Source organism: uncultured Rothia sp., assembly GCF_937976295.1.
Taxonomy (GTDB): Bacteria; Actinomycetota; Actinomycetes; order Actinomycetales; family Micrococcaceae; genus Rothia.
In genome coordinates this window covers 1-18,162 of sequence record NZ_CALJRY010000226.1, presented here as the reverse complement: position 1 = coordinate 18,162, position 18,162 = coordinate 1, and the positions used below count along the sequence as shown (strand labels likewise).

Genomic DNA, 18,162 nt, shown 5'->3' with positions numbered 1-18,162 from the left:
GAGGACTAGCACCTCAAGCTAGCGCGTCTGCCTATTCCGCCACCCGCGCAGGTGACTTTCGAACGTTTTCCTTTCGGTGCCGTTCGAAGCAACACGTAATACTATACGGGCTTTCTGAATACTCCGCAAATCAAATGAGCATGTTCTGCGTCACATCCCATGTATTGTTTGCTCTCAATCACGCCGCAGCCTCTCGCACCTTGAGTAATATGACCGGCACACCCTGGTCAACTGCCAGATTTTCGGTCGCAACGACTAGAATAAAAAGCATGAATAATGAGAACCTCTCCCGCGAAGAAGCCGCAGAACGTTCGGCTCTCATCAGTGTCGACACCTACGACGTGCATGTCGACCTGACTAACGCCAAGGACCCCGAATTCGAGTCCTACCCCACCGTCACCACCGTCCGATTCTCCTGCAACACCCCCGGTGCAGAAACCTTCATCGACTACATCCACCACAGCGTCGACTCCGTTAAGCTCAACGGCACCGAACTGACCCTGGCTGATGTCGTCGACGGCGCACGCATCACCCTGCCCAACCTGAAGGCAGAAAACGTGCTCACCATCCACGGCCGCTCCTACTACTCCCGCTCCGGCGAAGGTCTGCACCGCTACTTCGACCCCTCCGACGGTCGCGTCTACCTGTACACCCAGTACGAGCCCTCCGACTGCCGCCGAGTCTTCCCGAACTTCGAGCAGCCCGACCTGAAGGCAGTCTTCAACTTCCGCATCACCGCACCCAAGGACTGGGTTGTCAGCTCCAACGGCGTACTCGAAAGCCAGGCCGTAGACCCCGCCGACGACTCCATCACCAAGCGAGTCTTCTCCCCCACCGCAAAGATCTCCACCTACATCACCGCAATCGTTGCCGGCGAATACTTCACCGCAACCACCACCTACAAGCCCAAGAGCAAGGTCAACAGCGGCGACATCCCCCTGGTCGCATACTGCCGCCAGTCCCTCAAGCCGCACTTTGACTACGACCACATCTTCATGGTCACCAAAAACGGCCTGGACTTCTTCCAGGACCTCTTCGACTACCCCTACCCGTACCCCAAGTACGAGCAGGCATTCGTACCCGAATACAACATCGGCGCAATGGAGAACCCCGGCCTGGTCACCTTCACCGAAGACTACATCTTCGTCTCCGGCGCAACCGAGGACGACCTCGAAGGCCGCACCAACACCATCTGCCACGAAATGGCGCACATGTGGTTCGGCGACCTCGTCACCATGAAGTGGTGGGACGACCTGTGGCTCAAGGAATCCTTCGCAGACTTCATGGGCACCCTCGGCGCTAAGGAGGCCAACAACTTCAACGACGCATGGGTCACCTTCGCGAACAACCGCAAGGCCTGGGCCTACATGCAGGACCAGCTGCCCACCACCCACCCCATCGTCGCTGACATCCCCCACCTGGAAGCAGCATCGCAGAACTTCGACGGCATCACCTACGCAAAGGGCGCATCCGTGCTCAAGCAGCTGGTCGCCTACGTCGGCTTCGACACCTTCATCGAAGCAGCACGCGTGTACTTCAAGCGCTTCGAGTGGGGCAACACCTCCCTGAACGACTTCCTGCAGGTACTCAACGAGGTGTCCGGCCGCGACATGCAGGCATGGGCTAACGCATGGCTGCAGACCTCCGGCGTGTCCGCACTGGGCACCAAGCGCGTCTACGGCGAAGACGGCCAGCTCACCGACCTGATCCTCACCCAGGAACTGCCCGCACAGCAGCCCGCAGGCCTGGGCCGCCCCCACGTGGCAAAGCTGGAAACCTTCGCGCTGACCGACGGCAAGCTCACCTCCACCGGCGTGCTCTCCCTCGAGTACCCGGCAGAGCCCGTCTCCGAGCACCGTGTGGAGCTCACCGATGAGCAGAAGAAGCTCGTTGGCGAAGCTGACCTGCTCATGCTCAACGCAGAAGACCACACCTACGCCAAGGTTGCCCTGACCGACGAAGACGGCCTGCAGGCAGCTATCGAAGGTGTCTCCACCCTCGAATCCGCGCTCTCCCGCGGCCTCATCTGGGGCTCCCTCTGGGAGAACGTGCGCGATGCACGCCTGCCCGTCACCACCTACGTCGACGCAGTCGTACGCAACGTCTCCAAGGAACCGAGCGCATCCCTGCTGGGCACCATGGTCAACAACGCACAGGTCGCTATCGCAACCTTCTCCGCACCCACCGGCCGCGAGCGCCTCTACGACGCTCTCTACGACGCATTCGCAGCCGCACTGGCGCAGGCTAAGCCCGGCTCCGACGAGCAGCTGATTCTGCTTCGCGCCCTGATTTCGGTCTCCACCAACGCGACCAAGGGTGAAGAGCTCTGCCGCGATATTGCCCGCGGTGCTTTCGAAGACACCACCGGCGATATTGCTGACGCAACCGGCATTCCTTACGACCAGAACCTGGGTTGGAGTGCACTGGGTGCGCTCGCAAGCCGTGACCTGGTGACCGTTGAGGATCTGGACCGTGCGGCTAAGTACAGCCCCTCCTCGATTTCTTCGAACGGTTACGCGTACGCGATTGCTGCTCTGCCCTCTGCTGAGCGTAAGGCTGCCGCGTACAAGACCATCATGGAAGACGAGTCGCTGTCGAACGACGCTCTGGCTTCGACCATTAACGGTTTTGCTCGCGGTCCGGTTGAGCTGCGTGAGTCCTACTACGACTCCTACTTTGAGGCTCTGCTGCCCGTTTGGGCGTCCCGTTCGATTGGTATGGCGACCCGCATTGTGCGTGGTCTGTACCCGAAGGCTCTGTACAACACCGGCTCCACCGAGGGTCTGGGTGTTGAGGGTAACCCCTCCGTTGCGCTGGCTCAGCGTTGGCTGGAGGCGAACCCCGAGGCTCCTTCGGCTCTGCGTCGTCTGGTGCTGGAGGCTCAGGATCACGGCCACCGTTCGATTGTGGCGCAGAAGTTCAACGCCTCCCTGCAGGGCTAAGCTGCATGGTTTGAGTAGCCGAAGCGGGGTGCTATGACCGCTCTGTGAGGCTCTCAAGCTAATCGTTGTAGACCGCCGCTTGGCGCTCACCCGGTTGTGAACCGGGTGGTGTCGGGCGGCGGTCTTTTTCGCGGTTTTCTCAGCCGAAATTTTTGTTTCGTGAGGCTCTAGGCGGAGGGTTCGCGGCTCTTTAGTGCGTTGATGTGAGTCGGCGTTACCGGGGCTGATTCCCCCAAACACAAAACTATATGCACCCGGTGCTAAAAGACAGATAAATGTCACCCCTTTTTGTGAGCTGTCCGTGCTGAAAGCATGAGAGAATAGACTAGGTATCCGCTCGCTTAGACATATCAGAAGGAGTTTTCAGTGGTCGATTACGCGCTCGGTGACCGCGGTAGCGTTGACATTGTCACCGATGATTACTACGAAGCAGAAACTCTCCAAATTTTCGAGGAACTGCACATCGACCGTGAACGGATCTGGTACGGTGAAGCGCGCCTCGTTCCCGAACCGGATAACCCCTACGAGCCCAATAGCATTGCCGTCTACATTGACGAGTTCAAGGTAGGCCGCATGAGCGTGGAGGACTCCGCCGCGTACTGGGATCCCATTACCCGCGTGGTCGCCTCCGGCTACGAACCCATCGCGCACCTGCAGCTCTCCGCTGTCGCCGTACGCGCTGAAGGCGGAGGTATGCACGTGAAGAGCACCGGTGTGCTCTCCCTGTCCGCACCCGGTTCTCTCTTCCCTCTCAACGACGCACCGACCCGCGCGACCCTACTCCCCCAGGGTCCGTCGATGAAGGTGCTCGACGAGAAGGAACACTCCGAATACCTGCACACTATCCTGCCGCCCAGCGGTGAAGGCCGCGTGATCCTGACCCTGGAGGCGAACCAGCTGAAGACCTCCGACGGCCGCTTCGTTGACAGCGTGGAGGTACGTCACGACCGCAAGCTCGTGGGCCGCCTGAGCACCCAGATGTCTGAGCAGCTTACGCCCGTCATTCGTTACGCTTTTGAGAACGACCGCCTCACCAGCGCGTGGGGCACTATTCGCGGTAACACCCTCGAGCTGTCGCTGACCGTTCAGGCGGCACGCCCCGCCGACATTCCGCAGGAATGGTACGAGACCCTGCCCAACAATGTTCCGGCTCTGCTACCCGCTGGCGAAGAATACGAGGTGCCCGCCGCATTCGTACCCACCGAAGGTGAGCGTCACTACCTGGAGTCCGCCGCACAGCAGGCTCCGAAGAAGCGTCGCGGTTTCATGAGCTCCCTGACCGGTGGCTCCTCCCCTGAGCCGACCCGCAGCGAACCCGCCGCTGAGAAGTCCGTCATCGAGTACAGCATTGAGGAAGAGGAATACTACGAACCGAACGAACGTGACCGTCTGCTGAACCTGGTCAAGGGTGCAGGCCTCGCCGTTCTGGTCGCTGGCCTGATCTCGATGCTGTGGACCCCGATGCTCGGTATCCTCATCGCTATTCTGGGTGGCGCTGTTGCGGCAGTCGCCTTCTACTTTGGTCGTCAGCCCTACTACGAAGATTACGAGGACTACGACGAGTACGAGGAAGAATACGAAGAAGAGGAAACCGCTGAGGACGCAGAAGAAACCGATTTGAAGGCCTAAGCTTCTCCACGACAGAGCGTAAAGATACGAAAGGGCGGCTACCCCACCATCACGGTGAGGTAGCCGCCCTTTCACACACCCAGTTTCTCCAGGAACGGTTAAACACAGCGGGGGCAAAAGCCTCATCAGCTTTCACCCCCGCAAGGAGTCAAACCTTAGTCCTGACCGTAAGTAGCCATGAACTGATCCATCGTGTCATGCTGCAAAGCATAAGACAGCTGGGCATTCGCAGCCTGGTTAACCAGAACGATTGACTGACCGTCATAGGACCAACCCGGACCAGCGTTCGGCAGGGTGGTCATGCGCATCGTGGTGTCACCGCTGGTCAGCACCGGAGCCGCAATCTGGGCAATCTGTGCCGCGTTCAGACCGGAGTCCACACGCATATAACCAGCAATAGACTCAACAGCAGACTGGAAAGAGCCCACACTATCCAGAGCACCCTTAGACTTCATCGTGTTGTACAGACCGCGCAGGAACGCACGCTGGTTACGAACACGCTGGTAGTCACCATCAGCGAACTGGTAACGAGCACGCACGAAGGCAAGTGCCGCACCGCCGTCCATGTGCTGCACGCCCTGCTTGAAGGACCAAATGTTGATATCGAAGTTGAAGGGAACCTGAACGTCGACACCGCCGACCGAGTTTACCAGAGCCTTGAAGCCCTCAAACTCAATCTCAGCCACGTGATCAATCTTGATACCCAGTAGGTTCTCAACGGTTGCCACCTGCAGAGAAATACCGCCGTAGTTCAGTGCCGCGTTAATCTTTGCCGCACCGTAACCGGGGATGTTCACCCAGGTATCACGCATAATCGAAACCAGGTAAACGCCCTTACCATCAGCAGGGATGTGAGCAAGCATGATGGTGTCTGCACGGGAGCCGCTCACCTGAGCTGCTTCAGAACCGGAACGGGTGTCGCTACCGAGCAGCAGGATGTTCTTACCCGGACCCTGTACGACATCGTAGCTGTAACCGTCATCCAGGATGCCGTCGCCGTCCTTATCGTGCTCGCTTGCGTTCGCTGCAAGAGCCGCAGCAGCATCGGAGCCACCATCTGCGGAGCCATTCGCGCCGTTCGCGTTAGCGCCGTTCTTGCCGGTATCCGAGTTGGTGACGGTCGGAGCCTTCAGCTCCGTCACGTTCAGCTGCTTAGCCTCGCCAAGCTGCTCCTTAATTTTGCTGAGGTCTTCATCCACATTAGTGATGGAGTCAAACTTCTCGGTCTTGCTATCCCAGGTGTGGCCAGCACGCCAAATGAAGAAACCAATACCGAGGGTAATAACCAGCAGAAGAATCAGCAGGATCAGCAGAATACGCTTGACCCATTTCTTCTTCTGCGACGGTTCAGAGTGAGCGTCGCTCATTAAGTTGTCCTTTGTTTGAGGTGGTGATACGCGAGGCGCGCAGCGCATCCAGCGAAGTCTCTAGAATACAGAGAGCCGGAGAATACCCGCCGATACGGGGCGGTGCTGGAGGGCACAGAAAATGCACAGCTCGCAAAATACTTACTCATTGTAACGCCGTCAGCCGGTCTACGCACCGGCGAACGAAAGGTTTTACATTACAACTTTCCTCACGTTTGGGCGAATATTGCAGCTCTCACCATAAAACGCACAATGCCCCGCCTCCTTGAAAACCAAGGAAAACGGGGCATTGATTTCGCTAAAAAGCAAAACTGGGACAGAAGATTTACTTCTTGCCGAAGTTTGCGAAGCGTGCGTTGAAGCGCTCGACGCGACCTGCGGAGTCCATGATGCGCTGCTTACCGGTGTAGAACGGGTGCGACTCGGACGAGATTTCAACCTCGACAATCGGGTACTCGTTGCCGTCTTCCCACTTCTCGGTCTTGTCCGAGGTCATGGTGGAACGGGTCAGGAAGACCTTGCCGGATGCGAGGTCGCGGAACAGAACCAGGTTGTAGTCCGGGTGGATTTCTGCCTTCATTGATTACCTTCTTCTGCTACTGGATTTTGCCAGTAGCCCTTATATAGATGGAGTAGGTTTTTCGATGTGCAGCTATCGAGAAAATCTCAGAGCGCATCACCATTGTGCCCGCATAGGGCGCGCACAACCCATTAAGGGTACCACCTTCACGGATTAAATCCCAGTACATTCCCTCACAGACACCAACCTACACACCGCGTGGGCACCCGAAGAAGGCACTCACGCGGGTTAATAACCAGATTAGGACTCGGGTTATGAACGCGGGCGGGTCTCCCAGAACGCCACGGCGCTCGCCGCCGCAACATTCAAAGAATCCACACCGTGCGACATCGGAATCATCACCGTATCGTCACACGCCGCCAAGGTGCGGAGCGACAGGCCGTGCCCCTCCGTGCCCAGAATCAGCGCAAGCTTCTCATCCCGGCGAGCAGACAGCTCCTCCAGGGTCAGCGAGTCCTCCTCCAGAGCCAACGCCGCGCTCTTAAAGCCCAGCTCGTGCAGGGTCTGCAAGTTGGCAGGCCACGACTCCAAGCGAGCCCACGGCACCTGAAAAACGGTACCCATCGACACGCGAATCGAGCGGCGATACAGCGGATCAGCGCACCGCGGAGTCACCAGCACAGCATCCACGTTCAGCGCGGCAGCCGAACGGAAAATAGCTCCCACATTCGTGTGGTCCACAATATCTTCCAAAATCGCCACGCGAGACGCACCCTGCAGCAACCGCTCCAGAGGCTGCGGCGCCGGACGAGCCATCGCCGCCAACGCGCCACGATGCAGATGAAAACCGGTCACCTGCTCCAGCTGCTCTTCACTACCCACATACGCGGGAGTGTCAGGGTGCGCGCGCAAAACATCCGCCAAATCATCAGCCCATTTTTCACTCATCAGGAAAGAAACGGGCTGATGGCCGGCAGCGAGCGCACGACGAATCACCTTCGAGGACTCCGCAATGTAAATACCCCACTGCGGTTCCATGGCGCTACGGAGCTTCACATCGGTCAGCTGCGTGTAGTAGCGCAAAGTCTGCTCGGGTGCCTGCGCCAGAGCCGTAACCGACTCGATGGCGTAGACACGCTCGGCACGCTCAGCGATCTGTTCGGCGCTCAGTTGCTTCGGGGCACGGCTCATGCGCGCTTGAACGCGGAGTAACGACCCGCGGAGGTGACGGTCAGAGCCAGGTCCATGTCGTAGGTTGCTGCGAGGTTCGCCTCGGTAATGGTGGACAGGATCGGGCCGGCAGCGACCACGCCGCCGTCACGGATCAGCAGGGCGTGGGTGAAGCCCGCCGGGATTTCCTCGAGGTGGTGGGTGATGAGCACGGTAGCCGGTGCGTAGGGGTCAGCGGCAAGTGCGGTCAGACGCTCGACCAGGTCCTCACGGCCGGAGATGTCCATGCCTGCGCCGGGCTCGTCCAGCAGCAGCAGCTCGGGGTCGGTCATGAGGGCGCGGGCAATCAGTGCACGCTTGCGCTCGCCGTCGGAGAGGGAACCGAAGGTGCGGTCAGCGAGGGTGTCAACACCCCACTCAGCCAGCAGCTCGGTTGCACGCTCGTCGTCCATGACGTCGTATTCTTCCTTCCAGCGGCCGGACACAGCGTACGCTGCGGTCACGACAACGTCAGAGACCTTCTCGTTCGCGGGAATCTGGGTAGCCGAAGCACCGGAGGACAGACCAATGCGCGGGCGCAGGTCGAACACGTCAACAGCGCCGAGGGTCTCGTCAAGGATTTCAACCTCGCCGCTGGTCGGGTGCAGGCGGGCTGCCGCAATCGAAAGCAGAGTGGACTTACCGGCGCCGTTGGGGCCCAGAACGACCCAGCGTTCACCTTCGTTCACAGTCCACGAAACGTTGTTAAGGATGGGGCGGCCGCCGCGAATCACGGAGACATTCTGAAGGTTGAGTACGGTGCTCATGGTTCTTCTTCCAGTGAGTTAGATGGATGGGATGCGCCCCTCACCCCGCAACCCGTGCCGGGTTATCGGAGCGGTTGGCGCATAAGTGCGCGGGCACCCCACATTGGGTTCCTCGCGCAAAGTCTTAGAGGCTATAGGTGGACTTATGGGCTATAGGTGCCGCCGCGTCGAAGGCGGCGCGCCTCATCAAATGTACCTTGTCAGATGTACCTTGTCAGGGGTGCGGGCGCATCCGCAGCGGCACCTATAGCTACAGGGTTATTAGTCGATGAAGCCGCGTGCGCCGCCGACCAGCTCAACGTGGCCGGTCTCAACGTCTGCGGTGACCATCTTCGCGATTTCCTGCGCGAACTCGTTGACGGTGTAGAGCTTGCCGGCGGTCTCTCGGCGCTGCTCAATAGCGCCGGGGTGCAGGCGGTTCAGCAGGGTTGCGGTGACGGTGCCTTCAATCATGTCAGCGGAGACCACGACCAGGGAGATGCCCTTCTCGGAGAGCGCGGGAATCTCGGCGATTAGTGCATCTTCACCGGCACGCTTGGACTCTGCGACGGGCTTGTACTCGTCCATGGTCTCAACCTCGCGGATGAAGTGCGCCTGGTGGCTGGTCACGAACACAATGCGTGCGCCTTCGGGCATCTTCTCTGCGGCCAGGCGTGCCAGGTTCAGCTGTGCGTCACGGTTCAGGCGCATTGCGTAGTCTTCACCCATGCCGGTTTCCATGCCGCCCGAAGCGTTCAGGATCAGGTAGTCCAGGGAGCCGAAGGTCTCCACAGCGGTGTTGACGAGGTTCTGCAGGTCCTCGCTGTTGGTCACGTCAGCCTGCACTGCAATTGCCTTGCCGCCAGCCTCTTCAATAGCCTTGACGATCTTGTTCGCGCGCGGTGCCTTGGAGCGGTAGTTCACCACAATGTTCGCGCCTTCGGCGGCGAGAATCTGTGCGGTGTCTGCGCCAACGCCGCGGGAGGAGCCGGTGATGATAATGGTCTTGCCGGTCAGCTGTGCCATAGTTTTATGTCCTTAAGTCTAGAAAGGGTGCGCCCACGCTCGGGCGCTTCATGCAGTCCGTACGGGTGGGGTTAGTGACCCATGCCGAGGCCGCCATCAACGGGGATGACAGCGCCAGAAATGTAGCTCGCCTCATCGGATGCGAGCCAGCGAATCACGCGAGCGACCTCTTCCGCCTCAGCGAAGCGACCAGCCGGGATGGACGCAAGGTAGTTCTTCTTGGTCTCTTCGGGCAAAACCTCGGTCATTGCGGTGTTAATGAAGCCCGGTGCCACCACGTTAGCGGTGATGTTACGGCCGCCCAGCTCACGGGTGATGGAGCGTGCCATACCGACCAGTGCCGCCTTAGATGCGGAGTAGTTGACCTGACCGGGAGAACCGTACAGACCCACCACGGAGGAAACCAGGATGATGCGGCCGCGCTTGAGCTTCAGCATGCCCTTGATGGCGCGCTGAACCACGCGGAAAGAACCGGTGAGGTTGGTGTCGACCACGTCGGTGAAGTCGGATTCCTTCATGCGCATCAGCAGCATGTCGCGGGTGATACCTGCGTTGGCGACCAGCACCTCCACGGGGCCGAATTCTGCCTCAATTTCCTTGAAGGCTTCGTTAATGCTGTCGGCATCGCGTACATCTGCCTTGACGGCGAAAAATTCTTCGGGGGCTTCACCGCTACGGTAGGTGATGCAGACGTTGTGTCCTGCTGCCTGGAATTCCTTGGCAATTTCGTAGCCGATGCCTCGGTTGCCGCCGGTGACCAGCACGGTCTTGGGAGTGTTCTCGCTCATGAGCTTCCTTGATGAGTCGACCCCTCGCGATTGGAGCCGATGCAGCGGCTCCACGGTTGGGGTGTGGACGGATGGACAGTCGAACCTTATTTTACCGCGTTTTAGGGTGATGGTGCCGCAGGCTACACTCCGCTCTTGAACACAACCTCTATTCCTCTTCTTTTACATGCCTCATCGGGCGCGTACACTAGCTGAAGCGGAACAGCCCGCACCCTTTTTCTGCGGGGTTGTGCGGGCACGGAACAACACCGCACGTAGAGGCGTAATAGTAAGGAAAAGAAAACATGGATCTGCTCGGTTCACTCTCTCAGGATGCACAGCCCGAGTACGCCAAGTGCTCCCGCAAGGGCTGTCAGCAGGCGGCAGAATTTCAGCTGCTGTGGAACAACCCGAAGGTGCACACCCCCGAGCGCCGCAAAATCTGGTTGGCATGCTCTGAGCACGTGGGCTGGCTGGAGAATTACCTGCGCGAGCGTGAGTTCTGGAAGCAGACTCTTCCGTTTGAAGGGTAGCGCTATGTGAGAGGTGGTTCCGTGTGAGAGGTGGCTCCGTTTGAGGTGTAACCCCATCTATCGAAAGTAATTTCGATATATGCTATATTTGTTCTAATAAGTTCGGCGAACAGCCCGAACGCACCGGGCAAACATACTCGCAGACACACTCGCTGAGCAATCACACCCAAGGAGGCACCTCCCCATGATGGGCTATTCGCACACAGTCAGCGCCGCAGCTGGCTGGCTAGTGCTCGTCGAGACGGGAGTGGTGCAGGTTCCCGACACCCCTACCCTCATCGTGACCACCCTGGCGTGCGCCGGTGCGGGCATGCTACCGGATATTGACCACCATAACGGCAGTATCGCCAACTCCATTCCACCCATTTCACGCTGGGTAGCGCGCATTGTCGGGGCGGTCAGCGGTGGACACCGCAAGGGAACACACTCCATTTTGGGCCTAGTAGCCTTCTGGGCGATCGCCTATTTCAGCGCCAACCTGAGCTACAACGGAATCCCCTGGGCCTCACTACTTCTTGCCGCATTCTCGGGCGGCCTAGCCTTGCGCGTGCTCGGCGCACCGGGTGGATGGATTGGTGCCGTCGCCCTCGGGTACGCCGCCTACACGACCGATTCGCTGGCACTACTCCCCTGGGCTATTTCGGTCGGCGCCACCATTCACCTTCTGGGCGACCTACTGACAACCCGCGGACTACTGCCCCTCTACCCCATTGTCATAAAACCCCTGGTGGCGTCCCCACTATGGAAAAAGAGCGGCTACATGGCACTCCCAATCCTGGGTGACGCCGGCAGTGCACGCGAGAAGGCACTCGTTCTAGTACTGACCGGGTACATCGCCTGGTACGCGGTAGCCATGATGGGCTTCACCGAATACCCACTGCAAATGTTCGGACTGGGCATTCACGCCGCATAATTAAATTCTCAACGCATAACTAAATTCTCGATGAGAACAGCATCAAAGAGGACAGCAAAGCGCCCCGTCACTTCCCTACGGAAGCGGCGGGGCGCTTTTCTAATCCTTATCCCGACCTATCGGGGTGAGAGATTAAGCGTCCTGGATGGGCCAGAAGACGTCAACCTCAACGTTCTCTTCACCGGAGGTGGGGTACTTCTCGAACTCAGTGTTGTGCATTGGCAGTTCTCCTTTGTGAGCGGGCGGGAATCTCTTCTCCCCCGCGTTAGCTCACCATCTGTAGTGAGCCCTAATGTTTCGCTTTTGCGTCCTCGCATTGGCGGGAACAGTTATAAGTCTACGCCCCATGCATGTTGGGTTTCTACCATTTTTCCCACAATGTATGTAGAGACACACGAAAAATTTAAAAAGCCCACACAGACCCCCTGAAATACCGCCTGAGAGCTTTTCTTTGCTATCCAAAAACCCACAAGGCAACATTATTTGCCGTCAAATACGCCGCAAGTTTCGTGTGCCAGAACCCACAGTTCCCATGCGCGGGAGCGCAATAACAGCACATATGATCAGAAAACAATACAAACCCACGGGTCAGGTCACATTTTTCGGCACTATTCACGAGAAAAATACCGGCAAAATCTCCGCAACGCATCTTCAGAACATAGAAATACGCCACAAAAAAATACACCCCGGACAATAAAACAACGAGCAATACACGCAAAGAGGCCCCGGCGCCACACGGCACCGGAGCCTCCCCCATGCTTTTATGTCGGTGAATATTGCTTTATGCCAGCCTTTACGCCAGCGAAATCAGATCCTGGTAATCCTTCGACCACAAATCCTCCACCGCATCCGGCAGAAGCAGCACACGCTCAGGATTCAGCGCCTCCACCGCACCCTCATCGTGAGAGACCATCACAATGGCGCCCTGATACGCCTTCAATGCATTCAGAATCTCCTCGCGCGAGGCGGGGTCCAGGTTGTTGGTCGGCTCATCGAGCAGCAGTACGTTCGCGCTCGACGCCACCAGGGTCGCCAGGGACAAACGGGTCTTCTCGCCACCGGAAAGCACACCGGCAGGCTTATCCACGTCATCGCCAGAGAACAGGAACGAACCCAGAATCGTACGCACGCGGGTGTCGTCCAGATCCGGCGCGGCGGATTTCATGTTCTCAAAGACAGTGCGGTCACCATCAAGAATTTCGTGTTCCTGCGCAAAATAGCCCAGCTTCGCGCCGTGACCGTACACGACCTCACCCGTATCAGGCTCGGTGGAACCAGCCAGCATGCGCAGCAGAGTGGTCTTACCGGCACCGTTCAGGCCCAGCACCACCACGCGCGAACCGCGGTCAATCGCCAAATCAACGTCCGTGAAAATCTCCAGGGAGCCATAGGACTTCGACAGACCCTGGGCAGAGAGCGGAGTCTTACCGCACGGCGCCGGATCTGGGAAGCGAATCGCCGCAACCTTATCGGTCTGACGCTCCTCCTCCAGGCCGCGCAGAAGCTTCTCAGCACGCTTAATCATCTGCTGAGCAGCAACAGCCTTCGTCGCCTTAGCGCGCATCTTATTCGCCTGCTCCATCAGAGCATTCGCCTTCTTCTGCGCATTCGCACGCTCACGCTTGCGGCGGTGCTCATCCTGCTCACGCTGAGTCAGGTAGTTCTTCCAGCCCATGTTGTACTGGTCAATCACGCAGCGGTTCGCGTCCAGGTAGAAGACGCGGTTGACGACCAGCTCCATAAGCTCAACATCGTGGCTGATAACCATCAGGCCGCCCGCGAAGTTCTTCAAGAAGTCGCGCAGCCACAGAACCGAGTCGGCATCCAGGTGGTTGGTCGGCTCATCCAGCAGCATGGTGTCCGCATTAGAGAAAAGGATGCGCGCCAGCTCCACGCGGCGACGCTGACCACCCGACAGAGTAGACAGCGGTTGGGCGAGCACACGCTCCGGCAGATCCAGGTTGGAGGTGATGACCGCCGCCTCCGACTCCGCCGCGTAGCCGCCGCCAGCAATAAATTCAGCCTCCAGGCGGTCGTAGCGGCGCATACCCTTAGCGCGCACCGCCGGGTCCTCGCTCGCCATGTCCTCCTGCGCCTGACGCATCTTGCGCGCCACACCGTCCAGGCCACGCGCCGAGAGGATGCGGTCACGAGCCAGCTGACTCATGTCATCCACCTTCGGGTCCTGCGGAAGGTAGCCGATAGTGCCGCTGCGGGTCACCGTACCGTCAGCGGGCAGGGTCAGACCGGCAAGCACCTTAGTCATAGTGGTCTTACCGGCACCGTTGCGGCCGACCAGACCGATTTTGTCGCCCTTGTCGATGCGGAAGGTGACCTCTTCCATGAGCAGGCGTGCGCCTGCACGCAATTCGAGGTTCTGTACAGCAATCATGGGTGCCTTTCCGAAAAGGGGCGGTCTGGTGTCTGGGCTGGTAGTGCTCGGTAGGCGGGATTCGCCGGGTGAGAAGCGGCGAGCGCGCGGAGCACCTCATCAATTTTAGTGCAGGTGTGCCGAGTGCGCATGTGGGTTCCCTTTTGTTTTTGTGGTGTGGGGTGTAGGATACATACCGAACACTATTTGTAGAACATTGTTCAAATATTGGGTTGTGACAAGCAGTCAACCACCGCTACCCTCAACTCCACAGAAAAATCTGCGGAGAAACACGTATCAAAGGAGTACCACCCCAATGACCGATTCCGCGCGCGAATCAGCCCAGGCAACCCCGGCAACCCAGGCACCGCGCCGTAACGTAGCGGCAAAGACCTCCCTCGCCACCGACCTCTCCCTCATCGCAGTGTTCGCCGGCTTCATCGCCGCGCTCGCCATCATGCCCGCCGTCAGCCTGGGCGGCATCGCGGTCCCCTTCACCTTCCAGACCCTCGGCATTTACATCACCGCTCAGGTGCTCGGCGGCAAGCGCGCCACCGCCTCCGTGGCGCTGTACCTGCTGGTTGGTTTTGCTGGCCTGCCCATCTTCGCTAAGGGCGGCGCCGGCCTGGGTACGCTCGCCTCCCCCAGTGCCGGCTACCTGCTGGGCTTCCTGCCCTTCGCAGCCATTGCCGGTACCCTCGCCTACCTGTTCACCCGCAACACCCGCTCGGTGCTCTCCACCTTCCTCATGGCTCTGGTCGCGAACTTCTGCGGTTTTGTGGTTCTGACCGCCTGCGGTATCGCCGGTATGATGGTGAACGCCCACATGAGTTTTGACGCTGCCTTCGCCGCCGCCATGGTGTTCGTCCCCTGGGATCTGGTGAAGTCCACGATCGCGGTTCTGGTTGGCCTGTCGGTACGCCGCGCCTTCCCGTCCTTGGCATCTGCCCAGCGTTAAGGGCACACAATGTGCCGCACGAGAGGATAGCTATGTTTTTTCGCCGCTCCACGCGCCAGCCTGCACCACAGCAGGTACAGGGCGAACAGGCGGTGAGCGCCTCTACCAGCATGCCCACCCTTGAGCTTGAATCGGTGAGTGTTTTCACCGAGCTGCCCGAAGGCGGGCATCGCCGTATCCTCAAGGATGTGAGCCTGCGGTTCACGGCGAAGCGCACCGCGGTTCTGGGTCTGAACGGTAGCGGTAAGTCTACCCTGCTGGGGCTTTTCAACGGGCTCACCCACCCGGATGAAGGTATTGTGCGCGTGAACGGTGTCGACACCTTGGAGGCACCGAGCCGTAGCTCGAAGGGTGCGGGCGCTCGCAGTAATTCACAGGGCGCTTTTGAGGGTGTGGGCATGCTTTTTGCCCAGCCGGAGGCGCAGCTGATTATGCCCACAGTTGCCGAAGATATTGACCTGAGCCTGCGCCGTGCCGCTGCCGTTGAAGGTAGTTCCCTCAGCGGTGAGCAGCGCCGCGAACGGATCCGTGAGCTGCTCCGTGAACGCGGCATTGAATCGCTAGAGAATCAGAGCGTTTTCACCCTCTCAGGAGGCGAAAAGCAGCTGGTCGCTCTCACCAGTGTGCTGGCGGCGCGCCCGCAGATTCTTCTGCTCGATGAGCCGACTACCCTGCTGGATTTGCGTAATCGCGCGCGGCTGCTCAAGCATTTGGAGTCGCTGGATCAGATGCTGGTGCTCAGTACGCACGACCTGGATTTGGCGGCATCCTGCGATGAAGCCGTGATTATTCATGACGGCCGTTTGCTCGCTCAGGGGGATGCGGGGCAACTGGTGCAGCAGTACCGCACGTGGTGTGCCGAAGGGTTCCCGAACGAGGGCGCTACCGGCGGTCTGGATTCGTCAGGAGGCGCGCATGGGCGCTAACACGCCGCGCGTGAATCCTCGTCCCGCCTCCCAGGGCTCGGATTTCAACCCCGGCACTCTGCTGGTGGGTTTCTACCAGCCGTTGAACACGCCGGTGCATCGGGCGCCGCTGTGGCTCAAGGGCACGCTCTTCTTTGGGCTGTTCCTGCTGTTGGCGGTGACCGGCTGGCAGGTGGCGCTGGTGGCTTTGGTGGCATCCACGCTGTGCGCTCTATGGGCTGGTGTGCCTGCCTCCCAGCTGTGGCTGGTGGTTCGCACGCTGTCTCTGCTGCTGCTGATCATGGTTGCCTATTACGTGTTCACGGGCCAGTACGCCTCCGGCGCGGATGCTATCGCGACCATGCTGACGGCTTTCTACGCTTCCCGCACCCTGCTAGTGAGCACTCCCCTGCCGGTTCTGATTGACGGCTTTGTGAGGCTCTGTTCGCCGCTGCGTTTCGTGGGTCTTTCTCCCGAGCGTCTGGGTCTGCTGATCGCGTTGATGGTCCGGTCGATTCCGGCGCTCATGGACCGTTGGGGTGCGTTGCGCAGGGCGGCGGTGGCGCGTAATCTGCCCAAGCGCATGTATTGGCGGCTGCTGATTCCGTGGGTGGTGCAGGCGGTTGATTACGCGACGGCGACCGCTCGCGCTTTGCGGGCGCGACACGTGGACGAGCTGAAATAGCGCAGATACGCGAAAAGGGGCGGGGTGAATTTCACGGTTCACCCCGCCCCTTCGCTTTAACTCGCCTACCTCAAGCCCTAACTCAAGCGGTTTTAGGGCATCTCAACAACTAGCGCCGCCGGCAGCTGCTCCCACCACAGGTACCAGTCGTGCTGGCCGTAGAGCGCCTCCACGAGCTTGTCGAAGCCGCGGTAGACACGCACCGGCATCGCCGAGGAAACCATCGTGTGCTCAACCGCCAGAATTTCGGCGTCGCGGCGGGTTGTGACCGGTACCGGCGTGTAGAACTCGATAAAGTCCGAGGCGATAACAGCCGGGTAGGCGTCATCACGTTCAAACCAGTAGCGGGCAATGGACAGCAACGTCTCGGGGCTGGGGCTGGAGTCCCACCCGCCGAAGGGCAGGTAGGCGAACACCCCGGAGGCATCCCGCAGCGGCAGATCCATGATGAGCAGTTCCGCGGCGCTGTCAATGTCGGTGGCTTTGACCTTCTCATTGATGACGCCCGCGGTCAGTTCGAAGGGGTACTCCGCTTTCAGGGGCGCACCAATATCGTCTTCGCCGAGTTCGCCGTTTTCCATGAGGCGGCGGTAGGTCTGCAGGTAGGTGCTCTCGTTCAGGTGCCGGAACGCCTCATGCGCGGCAACTTCTACACCAACCTGGTCCAGGTAACGATGATGGTCGGTGATGAGCTCGTGTGCGTACCGCTCAACGGTGTCAGCGGTGATGTTCTGCACGGGTGTTGAGGTGCGCAGGGAGACGTTATTCTCGATGGTTCCGAGCAGGGTCGGGTCGAGGGCAACCACGATGGGGGTTGTTCCCCGGTTCTTGCCCTCGTAAAGGTGTTCGAGGTATCGCCGGTTAAGTTCGGCTCGTGGGGCGCCGTGGCGGATTCGCTCGTGTGGGTAGGGATACAAAGCGAGGAAGCGCTTGTAGAGCTCTGCCATGGTGTTCTCCGATGTTTGGTTGCCCCCAGTTTATCGCGTATTTTCGCGCAAAAATACGGGTTTTTGGATGTTTTAGCGGGGCACGGAGGGCGGGTGATTTTTTCGTTTGATGAGTGTGTATCGGTGTGCGCTAAACACGCTTAAACTGCCTTTGTGTTGGGCGGTTTGTTCACCGATTTTCGTTAGAAAAAGACAGAAATTTTTCGCCACCATATGAGATTTTGGGCGGGTCGTGCGAGCTGCTTTCGGCTACCCGGGCGGGTAGTTTCAGGGAGGTTCGGGGCACCTCCTGAATGTCTGTTACCAACCGCAGATACACGGCAGAAAGGGCACTAAACCCACAATTTCAGAAGGAAAAACACTCAGTATTCTTCTTCGGCGCGTCATATTTGACGTATTAGGGGTGTTTTGGGCGAGTTCCGCCGCCGTCTCGTAGCTACTGGAGTAGAGTGAAGGTACCAGCTACCGTCCGTGCCACATTGGTACGGAAAACCTCGCTGGGACCGTCAACTCGCAGGAGTTTCAACCAACGGAGGTTCTCATGTCGAATAGCTACTACAAAGAGATGGTTCGCCTGGCAGACAGCATCGCTGATAAGGCGCATGAGGGGCAGACTGATCGTAACGGCTGGCCCTATATCTCCC

Annotated in this window: 15 protein-coding genes; 7 read left to right on the top strand and 8 right to left on the bottom strand. The window is 59.2% G+C overall.

The features are described 5' to 3' along the window. Window positions 1–269: 269 nt before the first annotated feature. A complete protein-coding gene (gene pepN / locus Q0216_RS06110; RefSeq protein ID WP_298593765.1) occupies window positions 270–2,942 on the top strand; it encodes an aminopeptidase N in 2,673 nt (890 codons plus the stop codon). Window positions 2,943–3,308: 366 nt separating this feature from the next. After that, entirely contained in the window at window positions 3,309–4,571 is a 1,263-nt protein-coding gene (locus Q0216_RS06105) for a hypothetical protein (protein WP_298593763.1), read from the top strand. 155 nt (window positions 4,572–4,726) lie between these two features. Here Q0216_RS06105 and Q0216_RS06100 read toward each other — a convergent pair whose 3' ends face one another. The 6 genes from Q0216_RS06100 to Q0216_RS06075 form a co-directional block, all read right to left on the bottom strand. Continuing rightward, the gene (locus Q0216_RS06100) at window positions 4,727–5,938 is read right to left on the bottom strand and encodes an LCP family protein (protein WP_298593761.1); all 1,212 of its coding nucleotides are present in this window, start codon (window positions 5,936–5,938) and stop codon (window positions 4,727–4,729) included. Between the two features lie 325 nt (window positions 5,939–6,263). Then, window positions 6,264–6,518, bottom strand: a complete 255-nt coding sequence (locus tag Q0216_RS06095) for a type B 50S ribosomal protein L31 (RefSeq protein WP_070688056.1) — start codon at window positions 6,516–6,518, stop codon at window positions 6,264–6,266. A 252-nt stretch (window positions 6,519–6,770) separates the two neighbouring features. Next, complete coding sequence (locus tag Q0216_RS06090) at window positions 6,771–7,649, bottom strand: RNA methyltransferase (protein ID WP_298593760.1); 879 nt, start codon at window positions 7,647–7,649, stop codon at window positions 6,771–6,773. Then, window positions 7,646–8,434, bottom strand: a complete 789-nt coding sequence (locus Q0216_RS06085) for an ABC transporter ATP-binding protein (protein WP_294641736.1) — start codon at window positions 8,432–8,434, stop codon at window positions 7,646–7,648. The genes Q0216_RS06090 and Q0216_RS06085 overlap by 4 nt, the downstream gene beginning before the upstream one ends. Window positions 8,435–8,695: 261 nt before the next feature. After that, window positions 8,696–9,439: an SDR family oxidoreductase gene (locus Q0216_RS06080; protein ID WP_060824810.1), complete on the bottom strand. Its 744-nt coding sequence runs from the start codon at window positions 9,437–9,439 to the stop codon at window positions 8,696–8,698. 71 nt (window positions 9,440–9,510) lie between these two features. Then, complete coding sequence (locus Q0216_RS06075; protein ID WP_005509097.1) at window positions 9,511–10,227, bottom strand: beta-ketoacyl-ACP reductase; 717 nt, start codon at window positions 10,225–10,227, stop codon at window positions 9,511–9,513. Between the two features lie 284 nt (window positions 10,228–10,511). Between Q0216_RS06075 and Q0216_RS06070 the strand changes: the two genes are divergently transcribed. Both Q0216_RS06070 and Q0216_RS06065 read left to right on the top strand, forming a co-directional pair. Further along, complete coding sequence (locus Q0216_RS06070; protein WP_005506080.1) at window positions 10,512–10,739, top strand: hypothetical protein; 228 nt, start codon at window positions 10,512–10,514, stop codon at window positions 10,737–10,739. A gap of 184 nt (window positions 10,740–10,923) precedes the next feature. Further along, window positions 10,924–11,652 carry a metal-dependent hydrolase gene (locus tag Q0216_RS06065; protein WP_298593757.1) on the top strand — a complete coding sequence of 243 codons (729 nt, stop codon included), beginning with the start codon at window positions 10,924–10,926 and terminating at the stop codon, window positions 11,650–11,652. 793 nt (window positions 11,653–12,445) lie between these two features. Here Q0216_RS06065 and abc-f read toward each other — a convergent pair. After that, window positions 12,446–14,044, bottom strand: a complete 1,599-nt coding sequence (gene abc-f, locus Q0216_RS06060; protein WP_298593755.1) for a ribosomal protection-like ABC-F family protein — start codon at window positions 14,042–14,044, stop codon at window positions 12,446–12,448. A 295-nt stretch (window positions 14,045–14,339) separates the two neighbouring features. On the opposite strand from abc-f, the gene Q0216_RS06055 reads away from it, so the two are divergent. The 3 genes from Q0216_RS06055 to Q0216_RS06045 are packed head-to-tail and all read left to right on the top strand — an operon-like array spanning window position 14,340 to window position 16,571. Next, entirely contained in the window at window positions 14,340–14,981 is a 642-nt protein-coding gene (locus tag Q0216_RS06055; protein WP_298593754.1) for a biotin transporter BioY, read from the top strand. A gap of 32 nt (window positions 14,982–15,013) precedes the next feature. Further along, window positions 15,014–15,907, top strand: coding sequence for an energy-coupling factor ABC transporter ATP-binding protein (locus Q0216_RS06050; protein ID WP_298593753.1), 894 nt, complete (start codon window positions 15,014–15,016; stop codon window positions 15,905–15,907). Beyond that, window positions 15,897–16,571, top strand: coding sequence for an energy-coupling factor transporter transmembrane protein EcfT (locus Q0216_RS06045; RefSeq protein WP_298593752.1), 675 nt, complete (start codon window positions 15,897–15,899; stop codon window positions 16,569–16,571). Before Q0216_RS06050 ends, Q0216_RS06045 begins: the two co-directional genes overlap by 11 nt. Window positions 16,572–16,663: 92 nt before the next feature. Here Q0216_RS06045 and Q0216_RS06040 read toward each other — a convergent pair whose 3' ends face one another. Beyond that, entirely contained in the window at window positions 16,664–17,518 is an 855-nt protein-coding gene (locus tag Q0216_RS06040; protein WP_298593750.1) for a DUF4253 domain-containing protein, read from the bottom strand. Window positions 17,519–18,162: the final 644 nt, after the last annotated feature.

Excerpts from the sequence above, each read along its gene's own strand:
- pepN (WP_298593765.1), top strand. The coding sequence starts at position 270 with ATGAATAATGAGAACCTCTCCCGCGAAGAAGCCGCAGAACGTTCGGCT.
- Q0216_RS06100 (WP_298593761.1), bottom strand. The coding sequence starts at position 5,938 with ATGAGCGACGCTCACTCTGAACCGTCGCAGAAGAAGAAATGGGTCAAG.
- Q0216_RS06095 (WP_070688056.1), bottom strand. The coding sequence starts at position 6,518 with ATGAAGGCAGAAATCCACCCGGACTACAACCTGGTTCTGTTCCGCGAC.
- Q0216_RS06090 (WP_298593760.1), bottom strand. The coding sequence starts at position 7,649 with ATGAGCCGTGCCCCGAAGCAACTGAGCGCCGAACAGATCGCTGAGCGT.
- Q0216_RS06085 (WP_294641736.1), bottom strand. The coding sequence starts at position 8,434 with ATGAGCACCGTACTCAACCTTCAGAATGTCTCCGTGATTCGCGGCGGC.
- Q0216_RS06080 (WP_060824810.1), bottom strand. The coding sequence starts at position 9,439 with ATGGCACAGCTGACCGGCAAGACCATTATCATCACCGGCTCCTCCCGC.
- Q0216_RS06075 (WP_005509097.1), bottom strand. The coding sequence starts at position 10,227 with ATGAGCGAGAACACTCCCAAGACCGTGCTGGTCACCGGCGGCAACCGA.
- Q0216_RS06070 (WP_005506080.1), top strand. The coding sequence starts at position 10,512 with ATGGATCTGCTCGGTTCACTCTCTCAGGATGCACAGCCCGAGTACGCC.
- Q0216_RS06065 (WP_298593757.1), top strand. The coding sequence starts at position 10,924 with ATGATGGGCTATTCGCACACAGTCAGCGCCGCAGCTGGCTGGCTAGTG.
- abc-f (WP_298593755.1), bottom strand. The coding sequence starts at position 14,044 with ATGATTGCTGTACAGAACCTCGAATTGCGTGCAGGCGCACGCCTGCTC.
- Q0216_RS06055 (WP_298593754.1), top strand. The coding sequence starts at position 14,340 with ATGACCGATTCCGCGCGCGAATCAGCCCAGGCAACCCCGGCAACCCAG.
- Q0216_RS06050 (WP_298593753.1), top strand. The coding sequence starts at position 15,014 with ATGTTTTTTCGCCGCTCCACGCGCCAGCCTGCACCACAGCAGGTACAG.
- Q0216_RS06045 (WP_298593752.1), top strand. The coding sequence starts at position 15,897 with ATGGGCGCTAACACGCCGCGCGTGAATCCTCGTCCCGCCTCCCAGGGC.
- Q0216_RS06040 (WP_298593750.1), bottom strand. The coding sequence starts at position 17,518 with ATGGCAGAGCTCTACAAGCGCTTCCTCGCTTTGTATCCCTACCCACAC.